General features: G+C 64.6%; 29 protein-coding genes. All 29 read left to right on the top strand.

The features are described 5' to 3' along the window. Window positions 1-516, top strand: a 516-nt coding sequence (locus J7357_RS17755) for an EF-Tu/IF-2/RF-3 family GTPase (RefSeq protein WP_209248499.1), incomplete at its 5' end; no start/stop codon positions are given. Between the two features lie 473 nt (window positions 517-989). After that, window positions 990-1,301 (top strand): 30S ribosomal protein S10, encoded by a 312-nt coding sequence (gene rpsJ / locus J7357_RS17750; protein WP_010341589.1) that lies wholly within the window; start codon window positions 990-992, stop codon window positions 1,299-1,301. Window positions 1,302-1,312: 11 nt separating this feature from the next. Next, window positions 1,313-1,963: a 50S ribosomal protein L3 gene (gene rplC, locus J7357_RS17745; protein ID WP_010341590.1), complete on the top strand. Its 651-nt coding sequence runs from the start codon at window positions 1,313-1,315 to the stop codon at window positions 1,961-1,963. 12 nt (window positions 1,964-1,975) lie between these two features. Then, window positions 1,976-2,581 (top strand): 50S ribosomal protein L4, encoded by a 606-nt coding sequence (gene rplD / locus J7357_RS17740; protein WP_010341591.1) that lies wholly within the window; start codon window positions 1,976-1,978, stop codon window positions 2,579-2,581. Continuing rightward, window positions 2,578-2,877: a 50S ribosomal protein L23 gene (gene rplW, locus J7357_RS17735; RefSeq protein WP_010341592.1), complete on the top strand. Its 300-nt coding sequence runs from the start codon at window positions 2,578-2,580 to the stop codon at window positions 2,875-2,877. Before rplD ends, rplW begins: the two co-directional genes overlap by 4 nt. Window positions 2,878-2,887: 10 nt before the next feature. Further along, complete coding sequence (gene rplB / locus J7357_RS17730) at window positions 2,888-3,715, top strand: 50S ribosomal protein L2 (RefSeq protein ID WP_010341593.1); 828 nt, start codon at window positions 2,888-2,890, stop codon at window positions 3,713-3,715. A gap of 6 nt (window positions 3,716-3,721) precedes the next feature. Next, window positions 3,722-3,991 carry a 30S ribosomal protein S19 gene (rpsS, locus tag J7357_RS17725; RefSeq protein WP_003470666.1) on the top strand — a complete coding sequence of 90 codons (270 nt, stop codon included), beginning with the start codon at window positions 3,722-3,724 and terminating at the stop codon, window positions 3,989-3,991. A gap of 12 nt (window positions 3,992-4,003) precedes the next feature. Continuing rightward, complete coding sequence (gene rplV / locus J7357_RS17720; RefSeq protein ID WP_003470663.1) at window positions 4,004-4,339, top strand: 50S ribosomal protein L22; 336 nt, start codon at window positions 4,004-4,006, stop codon at window positions 4,337-4,339. Window positions 4,340-4,356: 17 nt separating this feature from the next. Beyond that, on the top strand, window positions 4,357-5,091 hold the full coding sequence (gene rpsC / locus J7357_RS17715) for a 30S ribosomal protein S3 (protein ID WP_010341595.1): 735 nt from the start codon (window positions 4,357-4,359) through the stop codon (window positions 5,089-5,091). Between the two features lie 5 nt (window positions 5,092-5,096). Then, the gene (gene rplP, locus J7357_RS17710; RefSeq protein WP_003470657.1) at window positions 5,097-5,510 is read left to right on the top strand and encodes a 50S ribosomal protein L16; all 414 of its coding nucleotides are present in this window, start codon (window positions 5,097-5,099) and stop codon (window positions 5,508-5,510) included. Continuing rightward, window positions 5,510-5,695: a 50S ribosomal protein L29 gene (rpmC, locus tag J7357_RS17705; RefSeq protein ID WP_010341597.1), complete on the top strand. Its 186-nt coding sequence runs from the start codon at window positions 5,510-5,512 to the stop codon at window positions 5,693-5,695. The genes rplP and rpmC overlap by 1 nt, the downstream gene beginning before the upstream one ends. A gap of 11 nt (window positions 5,696-5,706) precedes the next feature. Further along, window positions 5,707-5,976 (top strand): 30S ribosomal protein S17, encoded by a 270-nt coding sequence (gene rpsQ / locus J7357_RS17700; protein ID WP_010341599.1) that lies wholly within the window; start codon window positions 5,707-5,709, stop codon window positions 5,974-5,976. A 14-nt stretch (window positions 5,977-5,990) separates the two neighbouring features. After that, window positions 5,991-6,359 (top strand): 50S ribosomal protein L14, encoded by a 369-nt coding sequence (rplN, locus tag J7357_RS17695; protein ID WP_003486699.1) that lies wholly within the window; start codon window positions 5,991-5,993, stop codon window positions 6,357-6,359. Window positions 6,360-6,374: 15 nt separating this feature from the next. Next, the gene (rplX, locus tag J7357_RS17690) at window positions 6,375-6,692 is read left to right on the top strand and encodes a 50S ribosomal protein L24 (RefSeq protein ID WP_010341604.1); all 318 of its coding nucleotides are present in this window, start codon (window positions 6,375-6,377) and stop codon (window positions 6,690-6,692) included. A gap of 11 nt (window positions 6,693-6,703) precedes the next feature. After that, window positions 6,704-7,246 carry a 50S ribosomal protein L5 gene (gene rplE / locus J7357_RS17685; protein ID WP_010341606.1) on the top strand — a complete coding sequence of 181 codons (543 nt, stop codon included), beginning with the start codon at window positions 6,704-6,706 and terminating at the stop codon, window positions 7,244-7,246. Window positions 7,247-7,358: 112 nt separating this feature from the next. Further along, window positions 7,359-7,664 (top strand): 30S ribosomal protein S14, encoded by a 306-nt coding sequence (gene rpsN, locus J7357_RS17680; protein WP_010341607.1) that lies wholly within the window; start codon window positions 7,359-7,361, stop codon window positions 7,662-7,664. Window positions 7,665-7,916: 252 nt separating this feature from the next. Beyond that, complete coding sequence (gene rpsH / locus J7357_RS17675; RefSeq protein ID WP_010340446.1) at window positions 7,917-8,315, top strand: 30S ribosomal protein S8; 399 nt, start codon at window positions 7,917-7,919, stop codon at window positions 8,313-8,315. A gap of 16 nt (window positions 8,316-8,331) precedes the next feature. Beyond that, window positions 8,332-8,859 carry a 50S ribosomal protein L6 gene (rplF, locus tag J7357_RS17670; RefSeq protein WP_160967015.1) on the top strand — a complete coding sequence of 176 codons (528 nt, stop codon included), beginning with the start codon at window positions 8,332-8,334 and terminating at the stop codon, window positions 8,857-8,859. 87 nt (window positions 8,860-8,946) lie between these two features. Beyond that, window positions 8,947-9,306 (top strand): 50S ribosomal protein L18, encoded by a 360-nt coding sequence (gene rplR / locus J7357_RS17665; RefSeq protein WP_160967017.1) that lies wholly within the window; start codon window positions 8,947-8,949, stop codon window positions 9,304-9,306. A 155-nt stretch (window positions 9,307-9,461) separates the two neighbouring features. Next, on the top strand, window positions 9,462-10,007 hold the full coding sequence (gene rpsE / locus J7357_RS17660) for a 30S ribosomal protein S5 (RefSeq protein WP_010340449.1): 546 nt from the start codon (window positions 9,462-9,464) through the stop codon (window positions 10,005-10,007). Beyond that, entirely contained in the window at window positions 10,000-10,191 is a 192-nt protein-coding gene (rpmD, locus tag J7357_RS17655; RefSeq protein WP_010340450.1) for a 50S ribosomal protein L30, read from the top strand. Before rpsE ends, rpmD begins: the two co-directional genes overlap by 8 nt. 6 nt (window positions 10,192-10,197) lie before the next feature. Continuing rightward, a complete protein-coding gene (gene rplO, locus J7357_RS17650; protein ID WP_010340451.1) occupies window positions 10,198-10,641 on the top strand; it encodes a 50S ribosomal protein L15 in 444 nt (147 codons plus the stop codon). A 7-nt stretch (window positions 10,642-10,648) separates the two neighbouring features. Beyond that, window positions 10,649-12,019 (top strand): preprotein translocase subunit SecY, encoded by a 1,371-nt coding sequence (gene secY, locus J7357_RS17645; protein ID WP_010340452.1) that lies wholly within the window; start codon window positions 10,649-10,651, stop codon window positions 12,017-12,019. 339 nt (window positions 12,020-12,358) lie between these two features. After that, window positions 12,359-12,715 (top strand): 30S ribosomal protein S13, encoded by a 357-nt coding sequence (rpsM, locus tag J7357_RS17640; RefSeq protein WP_010340453.1) that lies wholly within the window; start codon window positions 12,359-12,361, stop codon window positions 12,713-12,715. A 9-nt stretch (window positions 12,716-12,724) separates the two neighbouring features. Next, the gene (gene rpsK / locus J7357_RS17635) at window positions 12,725-13,117 is read left to right on the top strand and encodes a 30S ribosomal protein S11 (RefSeq protein ID WP_003470632.1); all 393 of its coding nucleotides are present in this window, start codon (window positions 12,725-12,727) and stop codon (window positions 13,115-13,117) included. Window positions 13,118-13,131: 14 nt separating this feature from the next. Then, a complete protein-coding gene (rpsD, locus tag J7357_RS17630; RefSeq protein ID WP_010340454.1) occupies window positions 13,132-13,761 on the top strand; it encodes a 30S ribosomal protein S4 in 630 nt (209 codons plus the stop codon). A gap of 51 nt (window positions 13,762-13,812) precedes the next feature. Then, window positions 13,813-14,811: a DNA-directed RNA polymerase subunit alpha gene (rpoA, locus tag J7357_RS17625; RefSeq protein WP_010340455.1), complete on the top strand. Its 999-nt coding sequence runs from the start codon at window positions 13,813-13,815 to the stop codon at window positions 14,809-14,811. A 200-nt stretch (window positions 14,812-15,011) separates the two neighbouring features. Next, on the top strand, window positions 15,012-15,395 hold the full coding sequence (rplQ, locus tag J7357_RS17620) for a 50S ribosomal protein L17 (RefSeq protein ID WP_010340456.1): 384 nt from the start codon (window positions 15,012-15,014) through the stop codon (window positions 15,393-15,395). Between the two features lie 200 nt (window positions 15,396-15,595). Then, the gene (locus tag J7357_RS17615) at window positions 15,596-16,108 is read left to right on the top strand and encodes a disulfide bond formation protein B (RefSeq protein ID WP_209248497.1); all 513 of its coding nucleotides are present in this window, start codon (window positions 15,596-15,598) and stop codon (window positions 16,106-16,108) included. The last annotated feature ends 70 nt before the right edge of the window (window positions 16,109-16,178 follow it).

Here is a 16,178-nt window from a genome sequence, read left to right as displayed (position 1 = left end):
CGCGGCACCGTGGTGACCGGTCGTATCGAGCGCGGCATCATCAAGGTGGGCGACGAAATCGAAATCGTCGGCATCCGTGCCACGCAGAAGACCACCGTGACCGGCGTGGAAATGTTCCGCAAGCTGCTGGATCAGGGCCAGGCGGGCGACAACGCGGGTCTGCTGCTGCGCGGCACCAAGCGTGACGACGTGGAGCGCGGCCAGGTGCTGTGCAAGCCGGGTTCGATCAAGCCGCACACCGACTTCGAAGCCGAAGTGTACGTGCTGTCGAAGGACGAGGGTGGCCGTCACACTCCGTTCTTCAAGGGCTACCGTCCGCAGTTCTACTTCCGCACCACCGACATCACCGGTGCGGTGCAGCTGCCGGAAGGCGTGGAGATGGTGATGCCGGGCGACAACGTCAAGATGGTGGTGACGCTGATCAACCCGGTGGCGATGGACGAAGGCCTGCGCTTCGCGATCCGCGAAGGCGGCCGCACCGTCGGCGCCGGCGTGGTGGCCAAGATCATCAAGTAATGCCCTCTGGCGGCGCAGGCCGCCGGTTACATCGCCAGCGACCGCGGTCGCCGGCATCGCGAAGGGTCGGCGCACGCCGGCCCTTCGTCGTTTCGGGCCATGCAGAAATCTTGCGATTTGCTGCACCGTGGTGTTGCGGAGGCGTGAAGTCGTCGCTATAATGCGCGGCTCGGCGTTCCTGGGTAGGGCGCCGGCAAGACAGCGAAAAGAGAGGCAGGATGCCGCTCGTGTTCGCAGGACCGGGAAGGTCGCGTCGCATGGAGCACTCAACAACCCTGGGTTGTTGACGCTGCTCTAGCTGCGCATTATACTTTTCCGTCTGGGCAGGCCGGGTCGACTGGTCTGCCCCAGTTTTTGGGGCGGAGGAATGCCCCCGCCGAGCCGGATGCTCTGCGGTACGACATCAGGAAACAACCGGGGCAGGTATCCCAGAGGCCTTGCCCGTCGCTCTTTTAACGAAGGAACCCACCGTCATGGCGGACCAAAAGATCCGGATTCGGCTGAAGGCGTTCGATCATCGTTTGATCGACCGTTCGGCCAGCGAGATCGTCGAGACGGCCAAGCGGACCGGCGCGCAAGTGCGTGGCCCGATCCCGCTGCCGACCAAGATCGAACGCTACACCATCCTCGTTTCCCCGCACGTCGACAAGGACGCGCGTGACCAGTACGAGACCCGCACGCACAAGCGCGTGCTCGACATCGTCGACCCCAACGACAAGACCGTGGACGCGCTGATGAAGCTCGAACTCGCGGCTGGCGTCGATGTCCAGATCAAGTTGACCTGAGGACTACGACCATGACGAAGAAGTATTCGTTGGGCTTCGTGGGCCGCAAGGCCGGCATGAGTCGCGTCTTCACCGAAGACGGCCGCTCCATCCCGGTCACCCTGATCGAAGCGACCCCGAACCGCATCACCCAGCTCAAGACCGTCGAAGCCGACGGCTACAGCGCCGTGCAGATCACCGTGGGCGCCCGTCGCGCCGCGCTGGTCAACAAGCCGGCGTCCGGCCATTTCGCCAAGGCGAAGGTCGAAGCGGGTCGCGGCCTGTGGGAGTTCCGCGTCGAGGACGCGCAGCTGGGCGAGTTCGCCGTCGGCGGCGAAATCAAGGCGGACATCTTCGCCGTCGGCCAGAAGGTCGACGTCCAGGGCGTCACCAAGGGTAAGGGCTTCCAGGGCACCATCAAGCGGCACAACTTCCGCATGGGCGATGCCACCCACGGTAACTCGCTGTCGCATCGCGCGCCGGGTTCGCTGGGTCAGCGCCAGACCCCGGGTCGTGTTTTCCCGGGCAAGAAGATGTCCGGCCACATGGGCGCTGTGCAGCAGAGCACGCAGAATCTGGAAGTGGTCAAGGTCGATGTCGAGCGTGGCCTGATCGCCATTCGCGGCGCTGTGCCTGGCGCTGCCGGTGGCGACGTGATCGTGCGTCCGGCTAGCAAGGCATAAGGAGAGATGACGATGGAACTCGTTATCACGGGTAGCAACAACAAGGTCTCGGTCTCCGACGCCGTGTTCGGCCGCGATTTCAGCGAGGATCTGGTTCACCAGGTCGTCGTCGCCTATCGCAACGCCGGCCGCGCCGGCACCAAGGCGCAGAAGACGCGTTCGGAAGTCAACGGCACCACCAAGAAGTCGAAGAAGCAGAAGGGCGGTGGCGCTCGCCACGGCGCGCTGACCGCTCCGATCTTCGTCGGCGGTGGCGTGACCTTCGCGGCCAAGCCGCGCAGCTTCGAGCAGAAGGTCAACCGCAAGATGTACCGCGCGGCCATCTGCGCGATCCTCTCGGAACTGAACCGCCAGGGCCGCCTGATGGTCGTCGACGCGTTCGACGTCGAGGCCAGCAAGACCAAGGGCCTGGTCGAGAAGCTGAAGGGTCTGGAAGTGGGCAAGCGCCCGCTGATCGTGACCGAAGAGGCGTCCGAGCATCTGTACCTGTCCGCCCGCAACCTTCCCTACGTGGAAGTGCGCGACGTGCAGGGCCTGGATCCGGTGTCGCTGGTCGGGGCCGATACGGTCGTGATCACCGCCGATGCGGTCAAGAAGGTCGAGGAGTGGCTGGCATGAGCAGCAACGAAAAAATCTTCAGCGTGCTGCGCGCTCCGCGTGTCTCCGAAAAGACCGCGCGCCTGCAGGAACTCTCCAATCAGTACGTCTTCGAGATTTCGAACGAAGCCACCAAGGCCGATGTCAAGGCCGCGGTCGAGCAGCTGTTCGACGTCAAGGTCGAGTCGGTCAACGTGTTGAACGTCAAGGGCAAGAACAAGTCCTTCCGTTCGCGCAGCGGTCGTCGCGGCGATTGGCGCAAGGCGTACGTGCGTCTGGCCGAAGGCCAGTCCATCGACGTAACGGCCAAGGCCTGAGGTACATCCCATGCCATTGATGAAATTCAAGCCCACCTCCGCAGGCCGTCGTTCGGCCGTGCGCGTGGTCACGCCCGATCTGCACAAGGGCGCCCCGCACGCTGCACTGGTGGAAAAGCAGAGCAAGTCCGGTGGTCGTAACCACCACGGCCGCATCACCACCCGCCACGTCGGCGGTGGCCACAAGCAGCACTACCGCGTCATCGACTTCAAGCGCAACAAGGAAGGTATCCCGGCGCGCGTGGAGCGGATCGAATACGATCCCAACCGCACCGCCCATATCGCCCTGCTGTGCTACGCCGACGGCGAGCGCCGCTACATCATCGCGCCGAAGGGCCTGAAGGCCGGCGACCAGGTGATTGCGGGTTCGGATGCGCCGATCAAGACCGGCAACACCCTGCCGCTGCGCAACATCCCGGTCGGTACCACCGTCCACGGGATCGAGCTGAAGCCGGGCAAGGGCGCGCAGATCGCGCGTGCCGCCGGCGCCGCGGTGCAGCTGGTCGCGCGTGAAGGCATCTACGCCACCCTGCGTCTGCGCTCCGGCGAAATGCGCAAGGTGCCGTCCGAGTGCCGCGCCACCATCGGCGAAGTCGGCAACGACGAGCACAACCTCGAGAAGCTGGGCAAGGCGGGCGCCAAGCGCTGGCGTGGCGTGCGTCCGACCGTTCGCGGTGCGGCCATGAACCCGGTCGACCACCCGCACGGTGGTGGTGAGGCGAAGGCCGGTCAGGGTAATCCGCATCCGGTCACCCCGTGGGGTGTCCCGACCAAGGGTTACAAGACGCGCCATAACAAGCGCACCGAACAATTCATCGTCCGCGATCGTAGGGGCTAATCGACCATGGCACGTTCACTCAAGAAGGGCCCGTTCGTCGATCACCACCTCGTCAAGAAGGTGGAGGCCGCGGCCGGTAGCAAGCGTCCGATCAAGACCTGGTCGCGTCGCTCGATGATCCTGCCGGAGATGGTGGGTTTCACCATCGCCGTGCATAACGGCAAGAACCACGTTCCGGTGCTGGTCAACGAGAACATGGTCGGCCACAAGCTCGGCGAATTTGCCGTCACCCGGACCTTCAAGGGTCACGGTGGCGACAAGAAGTCGAGCCGGTAAGGAGAGATGACGATGGAAGCGAAAGCAATCCTGCGCACCGCGCGCATCTCCCCGCAGAAGGCCCGCCTGGTCGCCGACCAGGTGCGCGGTCTTTCCGCCGAGCGGGCGGTCAACCTGCTGAAGTTCTCGGACAAGAAGGCTGCCCACCTGATCAAGAAGGTGGTGGAGTCGGCGATCGCCAATGCCGAGAACAATCAGGGCGCGGATGTCGACGAGCTGAAGGTCAAGACCATCATGGTTGATGAAGGTCCGACCCTGAAGCGTTTCATGGCGCGGGCGAAAGGCCGCGGTACCCGCATCCTCAAGCGCACCAGCCACATCACTGTGGTTGTGGGCGCCGCCAAGTAAGCGGAAAGGAAAAGACGATGGGTCATAAAGTTCATCCGATCGGAATCCGCCTGGGTATCGCCAAGGACTGGAATTCCAAGTGGTACGCCAACAAGGCCGAGTTCGCCGGTTACCTGGCAGCCGACCTCAAGGTCCGCGAAATGCTGCGCAAGAAGCTGGCGCAGGCGGGCATCAGCAAGATCCTGATCGAGCGTCCGGCCAAGACCGCGCGCGTGACGATCCACACCGCCCGCCCGGGCGTGGTGATCGGCAAGCGCGGTGAGGACATCGAGAAGCTGCGCAAGGAAGTGAGCGAGATGATGGGCGTCCCCGCCCACATCAACGTCACCGAAGTGCGCAAGCCGGAGCTGGATGCGCAGCTGGTCGCCGAGTCGATCGCGCAGCAGCTGGAGCGTCGCATCATGTTCCGCCGCGCGATGAAGCGCTCGGTCGGCAACGCGATGCGCCTGGGTGCCCTGGGCATCAAGGTCAACGTCGCCGGCCGTCTGAACGGTGCGGAAATCGCCCGTTCCGAGTGGTACCGCGAGGGCCGCGTGCCGCTGCACACGCTGCGTGCCGACATCGACTATGGCTTCGCCGAAGCCAAGACGACCTACGGCATCATCGGCATCAAGGTCTGGATCTACAAGGGCGAGATCTTCGATTTCTCCCAGGTTGGCCAGGAAAAGCAGGACGATTCCCCGCGCAACGATCGTAACGATCGCGGCGACCGTGGCGACCGTCCGTCGCGTCCGGCCCGTGAAGCGAGGTAACGGCAATGTTGCAACCCAAGCGAACCAAATACCGCAAGATGCACAAGGGTCGTAACGACGGCCTGGCGTGGAGCGGAAACGCCGTCAGCTTCGGCGAGTACGGGCTGAAGGCCACGGCGCACGGTCAGCTGACCGCGCGCCAGATCGAAGCGGCACGCCGCTCGATCAGCCGCTACGTCAAGCGCGGCGGCAAGATGTGGATCCGCGTGTTCCCGGACAAGCCGATCACCAAGAAGCCGATCGAAGTGCGAATGGGCTCCGGTAAGGGTAACGTCGAGTACTGGGTCGCGCAGATCCAGCCCGGTCGCATGATCTATGAAATCGAAGGCGTCGGCGAAGATGTCGCGCGCGAGGCGTTCCGCCTGGCCGCTGCCAAGCTTTCGGTGACCACCACCTTCGTGACCCGGACGGTACGCTGATGGACATCAAACAACTCCGCGAGAAGTCGGCCGACGATCTGAAGGCCCACCTGACCGATCTGCGCAAGGAGCAGTTCGCCCTGCGCATGCAGCAGGTCACCGGGCAGCTGCCGAAGACTCACGAAACCCGCCGGGTGCGCCGCGAGATCGCTCGCGTCAAGCACCTGCTCGGCAGCACGAAGTAAGGATGGCCGCGATGAGCGACAATAACGAAAGCAAGACGCTGCGCACGGTCGAAGGCCGTGTGGTCAGCAACAAGATGGACAAGACCGTCACCGTGCTGGTGGAGCGTCAGGTCAAGCATGCGCTGTACGGCAAGTACATCAAGCGCTCGACCAAGCTCCACGCCCACGATGCCGACAACGCCTGCAACGAAGGCGATGTCGTGCGCGTGACCGAGATTGCGCCGATGTCCAAGACCAAGAACTGGCGGGTGGTGGAAATCGTCACCCGCGCGGCCGAATAAGGGAGATCTGAATCATGATCCAGATGCAGAGCTACCTCGACGTCGCCGACAATTCCGGTGCCAAGGAAGTGATGTGCATCAAGGTGCTCGGCGGCTCCAAGCGCCGCTACGCGCACATTGGCGACATCATCAAGGTCACCGTCAAGGACGCGATCCCGCGCGGCAAGGTCAAGAAGGGCGAAGTCTACGACGCCGTCGTCGTGCGTACCCGCAAGGGTGTGCGTCGTCCGGACGGTTCGTTGATCCGCTTCGACGGCAACGCCGCGGTGTTGCTCAACAACAAGCAGGAGCCGATCGGTACGCGCATCTTCGGGCCTGTGACCCGCGAGCTGCGTTCCGAGAAGTTCATGAAGATCGTCTCGCTCGCTCCCGAAGTGCTGTGAGCGGAGGACATACACATGGCTAACCGTATCAAGAAGGGCGACCAGGTCGTCGTCACCACCGGCAAGGACAAGGGCAAGCAGGGCGAAGTCGTCCGCGTCGACGGCGACCGCGTGGTCGTCTCCAACGCGAACATCGTCAAGCGCCACACCAAGCCGAACCCGCAGGCGGGCGTCGCCGGCGGCGTGGTCGAGCGCGAAGCGTCGATCCATATCTCCAACGTTGCGATCCTCAACCCGGCCACGGGCAAGGGCGACCGCGTTGGCTTCAAGGTGCTGGAGGATGGACGCAAACTGCGTGTGTTCCGCTCCAGCGGTGAGGCGCTCGACGCCTGAGGAATGACACAATGACTTCCCGTCTCGAAAAGATCTACAAGGAAGAAGTGGTACCGGCTCTGATGAAGAAGTTCGGTTACACCAATCCGATGGAAGTGCCGAAGCTGGTCAAGGTCACGCTGAACATGGGCGTGGGCGAAGCCGCGACGAACAAGAAGATCCTGGAAAACGCCGTTGCCGACATGGCCAAGGTCTCCGGCCAGAAGCCGGTGGTGACCAAGTCGCGCATCTCGGTGGCCTCGTTCAAGATCCGCGATGGCTGGCCGATCGGCTGCAAGACCACGCTGCGTCGCGCCAAGATGTACGAGTTCCTGGACCGCCTGATCAACATCTCGCTGCCGCGCGTGCGCGACTTCCGTGGTGTCTCGGGGCGTTCGTTCGACGGCCGCGGCAACTTCAACATGGGCGTGAAGGAGCAGATCATCTTCCCGGAAATCGACTTCGACGCCGTCGACGCGATCCGCGGCATGGATATCGCCATCACCACCACCGCCAAGACCGACGCCGAAGCCAAGGCGCTGCTCGAAGCGTTCAAGTTCCCGTTCCGTAACTGATTGACAGCCGGGATTCGGGATTCGGGATTCGGGATGGAAAGGGCGCTGCGCCCGTCACATCCCGGGTTCTGAAAATCTCCAATCCCCACTCTCGAATCCCGAGGATTTACAGATGGCAAAGACCTCCATGGTCAACCGCGACATCAAGCGCAAGAAGCTGGCGAAGAAGTTCGCCGACAAGCGCGATGCGCTGAAGAAGATCATCGCCTCCGGCACCGCCTCGTACGACGAGAAGGCCGAGGCCGTGACCAAGCTGCAGAAGCTGCCGCGCGATTCGTCGCCGAGCCGCCAGCGCACCCGTTGCGAACTGTCGGGCCGCCCGCGTGGCGTGTACGGCAAGTTCGGCCTGGGCCGCAACATGCTGCGCAAGGCGACCATGAACGGCGACGTTCCGGGCCTGCGCAAGGCCAGCTGGTAATTCCAGCGGCGCCGGTCCCGTTCGCGGGGCCGGGCAGGGCGGTCTGGCCGCCCGCGTGTCGTTCAGACAACGAGTCCGACGCAAGTCGGACTTTTTGTCGTATACTCCCGCTCCTTGCCTCGCGGCAGGGACGGGTATGGCAGCCGCCGCGGGTTCCTCCGGCGGCTGCGCTTCACCCCCTGCGTCATTCCACCGCTCCACCACACAAGATTTTCGCGAAAGCGGATATCGGTGCACTCAAAGGTAGACACCATGAGCATGACTGATCCCATCGCCGACCTGCTGGTCCGCATCAAGAATGCGGCCGCGGTTGGCAAGCCGACGGTGAAGATGCCGTCCTCCAAGATCAAGGTTGCGATCGCGGAAGTGCTGAAGGCCGAAGGCTACATCAGCGATCTGCGCGTCAACGCGATCGAGAACAACAAGTCCGAACTGGAAATCGTGCTGAAGTATTTCGAGGGCCGTCCGGTCATCGATACGCTCAAGCGCGTGTCGCGTTCGGGTCTGCGCCAGTACCGCGGCAAGACCGAGCTGCCGAAGGTTCTCGGCGGTCTGGGCGTTGCCATCATTTCCACGTCCAAGGGCATCATGACCGATGCGCAGGCCCGTCAGGCCGGCGTCGGTGGCGAAGTCCTGTGCTTCGTGGCCTAAGGGAAGGAGCACTCATATGTCCCGCGTAGCCAAGAAGCCGATCTCCCTCCCGAAGGGCGTCGAACTCACCGTCCAGGCCGATCAGTTCAGCGTCAAGGGCCCGAAGGGCACCCTGTCGCTGGCCAAGCCGGCCGGCGTCGAAATCAAGCAGGAAAACGGTGTCGCCACGCTGTCGGCGAACGATCCGTCGCACATCGCCATCACCGGCACCGTCCGCGCCATCCTGGCGAACATGGTGCAGGGCGTGTCCGCGGGCTTCGAGCGCAAGCTCGAGCTGGTGGGCGTCGGCTACCGCGCCACGATGCAGGGCAAGGACCTGAGCCTGGCGCTCGGCTTCTCGCACCCGATCGTGTTCGTCGCGCCGGAGGGTATCACCCTGACCGCGCCGACGCAGACCGAGATCCTGGTGCAGGGCGCCGACAAGCAGCGCGTCGGCGAAGTCGCCGCCAAGATCCGCGGTTTCCGTCCGCCGGAGCCCTACAAGGGCAAGGGTGTGAAGTACGCCGGTGAAGCCATCATTCGCAAGGAAGCCAAGAAGGCCTAAGCCAGGTCCTTCCGCCAGGAGTCCGGCCTCGCGAGGCCGGATTCCCCACGAACGCCTCGCTTCCTTCAGCTTCCGTAGGACACAGACATGACCATCAACAAGAACATCGCCCGCCTGCGTCGCGCCAAGTCGACCCGCGCTCACATCCGCGAGCTCGGCGTCGCCCGCCTGTCGGTGCTGCGCACCGGCCAGCACCTGTACGCGCAGGTCTTCACCGCCGACGGCTCCAAGGTGCTCGCCGCGGCGAACACGCTGCAGGCCGACGTCAAGGACGGCCTGAAGAACGGCAAGAACAGCGACGCCGCCGCCAAGGTCGGCAAGCTGATCGCCGAGCGCGCCAAGGCCGCGGGCGTCGAGAAGGTCGCCTTCGACCGCTCGGGCTACCGCTACCACGGCCGCATCAAGGCGCTGGCCGACGCCGCGCGCGAAGGCGGCCTGCAGTTCTGATCCTTGCGGGTGCGGCGATGCCGTGCCCGTCCCGTCGATGCGGGCTGCATCGGACCTTGGCGCGCCTTCTGCGCGCGTCCGGGGAACACGGCTCCAGACCACAACCACAAGCGGCAACGAAGCCGTAAATCTTTTCCTCTATCAAGGACATCACAATGGCTGAAGAACAGCGTGCACCGCGGGGTCGTGATCGCGACCGCAACCGCGAAGAGAAAGTCGACGACGGCATGATCGAGAAGCTGGTCGCGGTCAACCGCGTCAGCAAGACGGTCAAGGGCGGTCGCCAGTTCACCTTCACCGCGCTGACCGTGGTCGGCGACGGCAACGGCAAGATCGGCTTCGGTTACGGCAAGGCGCGCGAAGTGCCGGTCGCGATCCAGAAGTCGATGGAGTATGCGCGCAAGGGCATGCTCAACATCGATCTGAACAACGGCACCCTGTGGCACCCGGTGAAGTCCGGCCACGGCGCGGCGCGCGTGTTCATGATGCCGGCCTCGGAAGGTACCGGCGTGATCGCCGGCGGCGCGATGCGCGCCGTGCTGGAAGCGGTGGGCGTGAAGAACGTGCTGGCCAAGGCCGTCGGTTCGCGCAACCCGATCAACCTGGTGCGCGCCACCCTGCGCGGCCTGGAAGACATGCAGTCGCCGGCCCGCATCGCGGCCAAGCGCGGCAAGAAGGTGGAGGATCTGACCCATGGCTAATGAATCCACCAAGACCGTCAAGGTGCGCCTGGTGCGCGGCCTGCGTGGTACCCAGTCGCGTCACCGCCTGTCGGTGCGTGCCCTGGGCCTGAACAAGCTCAACGATGTGCGCGAACTGAAGGACAGCCCGCAAGTGCGCGGCCTGATCAACAAGGTTCAGTACCTCGTCCAGGTTGAGGAGTAATCGACCATGACTTTGCATCTGAATGATCTGAAGCCCGCGCCGGGCGCGCGCACCGAGCGCACCCGCGTCGGTCGCGGCATCGGTTCCGGCCTGGGCAAGACCGCCGGCCGCGGCCACAAGGGTTCGTTCGCGCGCAAGGGCGGCGGCAAGATCAAGGCCGGCTTCGAAGGCGGTCAGACCCCCATGCAGCGCCGTCTGCCGAAGATCGGCTTCCGTTCGAAGATGGCCAAGGACACCGCCGAAGTGCTGTCCTACCAGCTCGACAACCTGCCGGCTGGCGAGATCGATTTCGCCGCGCTGCGCGCCGCGAAGCTGGTCCCGAGCACCGCGAAGAAGGCCAAGGTGGTCCTGAAGGGCGAACTGACCAAGAAGTTCGTGCTGAAGGGCGTCGCCGCGACCGCCGGTGCCAAGGCGGCAATCGAAGCTGCCGGCGGCAGCGTGCAGGAGTAACACGCAGATGGCGCAGGCTGGCATGGGGAATCTCGGCGGCGGGCTCGGCAAGTTCACGGAACTTCGCCAGCGCCTGTTGTTCGTCATCGGCGCATTGATCGTCTACCGCATCGGCTGCTATGTGCCGGTGCCGGGCGTCAATCCCGAAGCCATGCTTGCGCTGATGCAGGCGCAGGGCGGCGGCATCGTGGACATGTTCAACATGTTCTCGGGCGGCGCCCTGCACCGTTTCAGCATCTTCGCGCTGAACGTGATGCCGTACATCTCGGCATCGATCGTGATCCAGCTGGCCACGCACATCTTCCCGTCGCTGAAGGCGATGCAGAAGGAAGGCGAGTCGGGCCGGCGCAAGATCACCCAGTATTCGCGCATCGGCGCGGTGCTGCTGGCGGTGGTGCAGGGCGGCAGTATCGCCCTGGCGCTGCAGAACCAGACCGCACCGGGCGGCGCGCCGGTGGTGTACGCCCCCGGCATGGGCTTCGTGCTCACCGCGGTGATCGCGTTGACCGCCGGCACCATCTTCCTGATGTGGGTCGGCGAGCAGGTGACCGAGCGCGGCATCGGCAACGGCGTCTCGCTGATCATCTTCGCCGGCATCGTCGCCGGCCTGCCGGCGGCGGCGATCCAGACCGTCGAGGCCTTCCGCGACGGCAACATGAGCTTCATCGCGCTGCTGCTGATCGTGCTGACTATCCTCGCCTTCACCCTGTTCGTGGTGTTCGTCGAGCGCGGGCAACGGCGGATCACGGTGAACTACGCGCGCCGCCAGGGCGGTCGTAACGCGTACATGAACCAGACCTCGTTCCTGCCGCTGAAGCTCAACATGGCCGGCGTGATTCCGCCGATCTTCGCCTCGAGCATCCTCGCCTTCCCGGCGACGCTGTCGATGTGGTCGGGCCAGGCCGCCTCCAACAGCACCTTCGGCAGCGTGCTGCAGCGCATCGCCAATGCGCTCGGCCCGGGCGAGCCGGTGCACATGATCGTGTTCGCTGCGCTGATCATCGGCTTCGCGTTCTTCTACACCGCGCTGGTGTTCAACTCGCAGGAAACCGCGGACAACCTGAAGAAGTCCGGCGCGCTGATTCCGGGCATCCGTCCGGGCAAGGCCACCGCCGATTACGTGGACGGCGTGCTGACCCGCCTGACCGCGGCCGGCTCGGTGTACCTGGTGATCGTGTGCCTGCTGCCGGAAGTGATGCGTGCCCAGCTCGGCACCTCGTTCCACTTCGGCGGCACCTCGCTGCTGATCGCGGTCGTGGTGGTGATGGACTTCATCGCGCAGATTCAGGCGCACCTGATGTCGCACCAGTACGAAAGCCTGTTGAAGAAGGCCAACCTCAAGGGTGGCTCGCGCGGCGGCGGTTTTGCCCGCGGTTGATTGCTATACTGTTTGAATCCTTCCGCGAAGACGCCCCGGCTCCCGGGCGCAGTCTTCCGACTTGAAGGGCGGCCCGTGCAGCGGTCTCGTGCGCGGGTGAGACGTGGTGGTCCTGCGCTGGAGTAGCGCGGGCGGCAGGGCGGAGGTTTCTCCCTGTCAACGACGTCCGGCGCCGGAGCATGGGCACACTCCCCATGCCGGGCTTGCGGAACCTTGCGGTTCCGCGGGCTTCCATGTAACCCGAGACCTTGCTAGACTTACAAGTTCACTTTTTGATCCATCCTGCCGGATGGCGCCGTGGTGCGCCGTCGGGCCATCACTCAGTTGGAGAACCGCGTCATGGCGCGTATTGCAGGCGTCAACCTGCCAGCCCAGAAGCACGTCTGGGTCGGGTTGCAAAGCATCTACGGCATCGGCCGTACCCGTTCGAAGAAGGTCTGCGAAGCCGCAGGCGTGACCTCGACCACCAAGATCCGCGACCTGTCCGAGCCGGAAATCGAGCGCCTGCGTCTCGAAGTCGGCAAGTACATCGTCGAAGGCGACCTGCGTCGCGAAATCGGCATCGCCATCAAGCGACTGATGGACCTGGGCTGCTACCGCGGCCTGCGCCACCGTCGTGGCCTGCCCCTGCGCGGTCAGCGCACCCGTACCAACGCCCGCACCCGCAAGGGTCCGCGCAAGGCGATCAAGAAGTAAGGGACCGACATGGCTAAGCCCGCAGCAGCAAAGACCAAGAAGAAGATCAAGCGCGTCGTCACCGACGGCGTCGCCCACGTCCACGCTTCGTTCAACAACACCATCGTGACCATCACCGACCGTCAGGGCAATGCGTTGTCCTGGGCGACCTCCGGTGGCGCCGGTTTCCGCGGTTCGCGCAAGTCCACGCCGTTCGCGGCGCAGGTGGCCGCCGAGAAGGCCGGGCGCGCTGCGCTCGACTACGGCGTGAAGTCGCTGGAAGTGCGCATCAAGGGCCCGGGTCCGGGTCGCGAGTCCGCCGTCCGTTCGTTGAACAACGTCGGATACAAGATCACCAACATCATCGACGTGACGCCGATCCCGCACAACGGGTGCCGTCCGCCGAAGAAGCGTCGCGTCTAAAGGAGCGATAAGAAATGGCTCGTTATATCGGTCCTACCTGTAAGCTCGCGCGCCGCGAAGGCGCCGATCTTTCCCTCAAGAGCCCGGCGCGTGCGCTGGACTCCAAGTGCAAGCTGGAGCAGAAGCCCGGCCAGCACGGCGCGACCGCCCGCAAGGGCAAGCTGTCCGACTACGCCACCCAGCTGCGCGAAAAGCAGAAGGTCAAGCGTATCTACGGCCTGCTGGAGCGTCAGTTCCGCAACTACTACAAGAAGGCCTCGACCAAGAAGGGCAACACCGGCGAGAACCTGCTGCAGCTGCTGGAAACCCGCCTGGACAACGTTGTCTATCGCATGGGCTTCGCCGTCACCCGTCCGGCCGCGCGCCAGCTGGTGTCGCACCGTGGCGTGCTGGTCAACGGCAAGTCGGTGAACCTGGCCTCGTACCAGGTCAAGGCCGGCGACGCGATCGCCCTGTCGGAAAAGGCGCAGAAGCAGCTTCGCGTGCAGGAAGCGCTGACCGTTGCCGAAACGCATGACCTGAACCCGTCGTGGGTCGAGGTCGATTCGAAGAAGTTCAGCGGCATCTTCAAGGCCGTGCCGGACCGTGCGGACCTGCCTGCCGACATCAACGAAGCGCTGATCGTCGAGTTGTATTCGAAGTAATCACATCGGAGAGCCTCCGGTCCACGGAGGCTCGTCAGGAGAACCCGCAACATGACGGTTACCGCCAACCAGGTTCTGCGCCCGCGTGGGCCGCAGATCGAACGCCTTACCGACAACCGCGCCAAGGTCGTGATCGAGCCCTTGGAGCGCGGGTATGGGCATACGCTGGGCAACGCCCTGCGTCGCGTGCTGCTGTCCTCGATTCCCGGCTTCGCGATCACCGAAGTCGAGATCGACGGCGTGCTGCACGAGTACACCACGGTCGAAGGGCTGCAGGAGGACGTGCTGGAAGTCCTGCTGAACCTCAAGGACGTGGCCATCCGCATGCATACCGGTGACAGCGCCACGCTGTCGCTGTCCAAGCAGGGTCCGGGCACGGTCACTGCCGCCGACATCAAGACCGACCACAACGTCGAGATCCTCAACAACGACCACGTGATCTGCCACCTGACCAAGGACACGGCGATCAACATGCGTCTGAAGATCGAGCGTGGCTTCGGCTACCAGCCGGCCGCCGCGCGTCGTCGTCCGGACGAAGAGACCCGCACCATCGGCCGCCTGGTCCTGGACGCCTCGTTCTCGCCGGTGCGCCGCGTCGCCTACGCGGTCGAGTCGGCCCGCGTCGAGCAGCGTACCGACCTGGACAAGCTGGTCCTGGACATCGAAACCAACGGCACGATCGATGCCGAGGAAGCCGTGCGCACCGCCGCCGACATCCTCAGCGACCAGCTGTCGGTGTTCGGCGACTTCACCCATCGCGACCGTGGCGCGGCCAAGCCGGCCAGCAACGGCGTGGATCCGGTGCTGCTGCGTCCGATCGACGATCTGGAACTGACCGTGCGTTCGGCCAACTGCCTGAAGGCCGAGAGCATCTACTACATCGGCGATCTGATCCAGAAGACCGAAGTCGAGCTGCTCAAGACCCCGAACCTGGGCAAGAAGTCGCTCACCGAGATCAAGGAAGTGCTGGCCCAGCGTGGCCTGTCGCTCGGCATGAAGCTGGAGAACTGGCCGCCGGCCGGCGTCGCCCAGCACGGCATGCTCGGCTGAGTTTTGCGCATCCGGCCGGTGCCGCAAGGCATCGGCCGCGTGTGGTTCGCTTCATCCGCATCACCACGTCGACGGGTCGCCAAGCCCGCGACGTCGCCCGGTCAGGGACGGCCGGCACGGACCATCCGCAGTCCACATTCAGCGCCAGGACGGCGACAGCGATCTCCAACAGTCCCACTCTTCCATAGGAATCCCAACCCATGCGTCACCAGAAATCCGGCCGTAAGTTCAGCCGCACCAGCGCCCACCGCGAAGCGATGTTCAAGAACATGGCGGCGTCGCTGATCAAGCACGAGCTGATCAAGACCACCCTGCCTAAGGCCAAGGAACTGCGCCGCGTCGCCGAGCCGCTGATCACCCTGGCCAAGGTCGACAACGTCGCCAACCGCCGCCTGGCGTTCGCGCGCCTGCGCGACAAGGAAGCGGTGGGCACCCTGTTCACCACGCTGGGCCCGCGCTACCAGGCGCGCCCGGGTGGCTACCTGCGTATCCTCAAGTGCGGCTTCCGCGCCGGCGACAACGCGCCGATGGCCTACGTCGAGCTGGTCGACCGCCCGGCCGTGGCCGAGGAAGTGGCCGAGTAATCGGTCCGCCCCTGCAGTAGCAAGAAGCCCGGCATGTCCGGGCTTTTTTGCTTTTGGGGCGGGGATTGGGGAGTCGGGATTCGGGATTGGTAGCGCCGTTGTCGCCGGGCTGGCGAACGGTTGCAAAAGCGCCGGGGCGCATGGTGATGGAGCGCACGATCGCGGATAATGCGCGGATCGTCGATGCGAGTTCGAGTCCGATGAATCCGTTACGTTGGGGTTTCCGCGCGCAGTTCCTGCTCGGCTTTCTGATCTGCGCCGGCTTGCTGGGCTATGCGATCTTCGTGCAGTACCGGCTGGGCATCGAACCGTGCCCGCTGTGCATCTTCCAGCGCATCGCCTTCGCCGCGCTGGGCGTGCTGTTCCTGCTCGGTGCCCTGCATGGGCCGCGCAGTGCCGGCGGACGCAAGATCTACGGCGTGCTGGGGTTCCTGGCCGCGCTCGTGGGCGCCGGCATCTCCACCAAGCACGTCTCGGTGCAGCTGTTCCCGGACCCGATGGCCTCCTGCGGCCCGCCGCTGAGCTTCCTGCGCGAGACCATGGGGCCGTTCGAGGTGCTGCGCCGGGTGCTGACCGGCACCGGCGACTGCGGCAACATCGACTGGCGTTTCCTTGGCCTGTCGATGCCGATGTGGTGCCTGATCTGCTTCGTGCTGCTGGCCGTGTTCGCGCTCTATGCCGGGTTCAAGAGCCGCAAGCGCACGTTGATCTGAGCGTGCACCTGCTGCGCGTCAATCGCCCGGCCTGACCGGGCGCCTGGCGGCAGCGTTGCTGGGCGGTGCC

This window comes from Xanthomonas sp. D-109 (assembly GCF_017746095.1).
GTDB lineage: Bacteria > Pseudomonadota > Gammaproteobacteria > Xanthomonadales > Xanthomonadaceae > Xanthomonas_A > Xanthomonas_A sacchari.
This window is presented reverse-complemented; position numbering and strand designations above follow the sequence as displayed.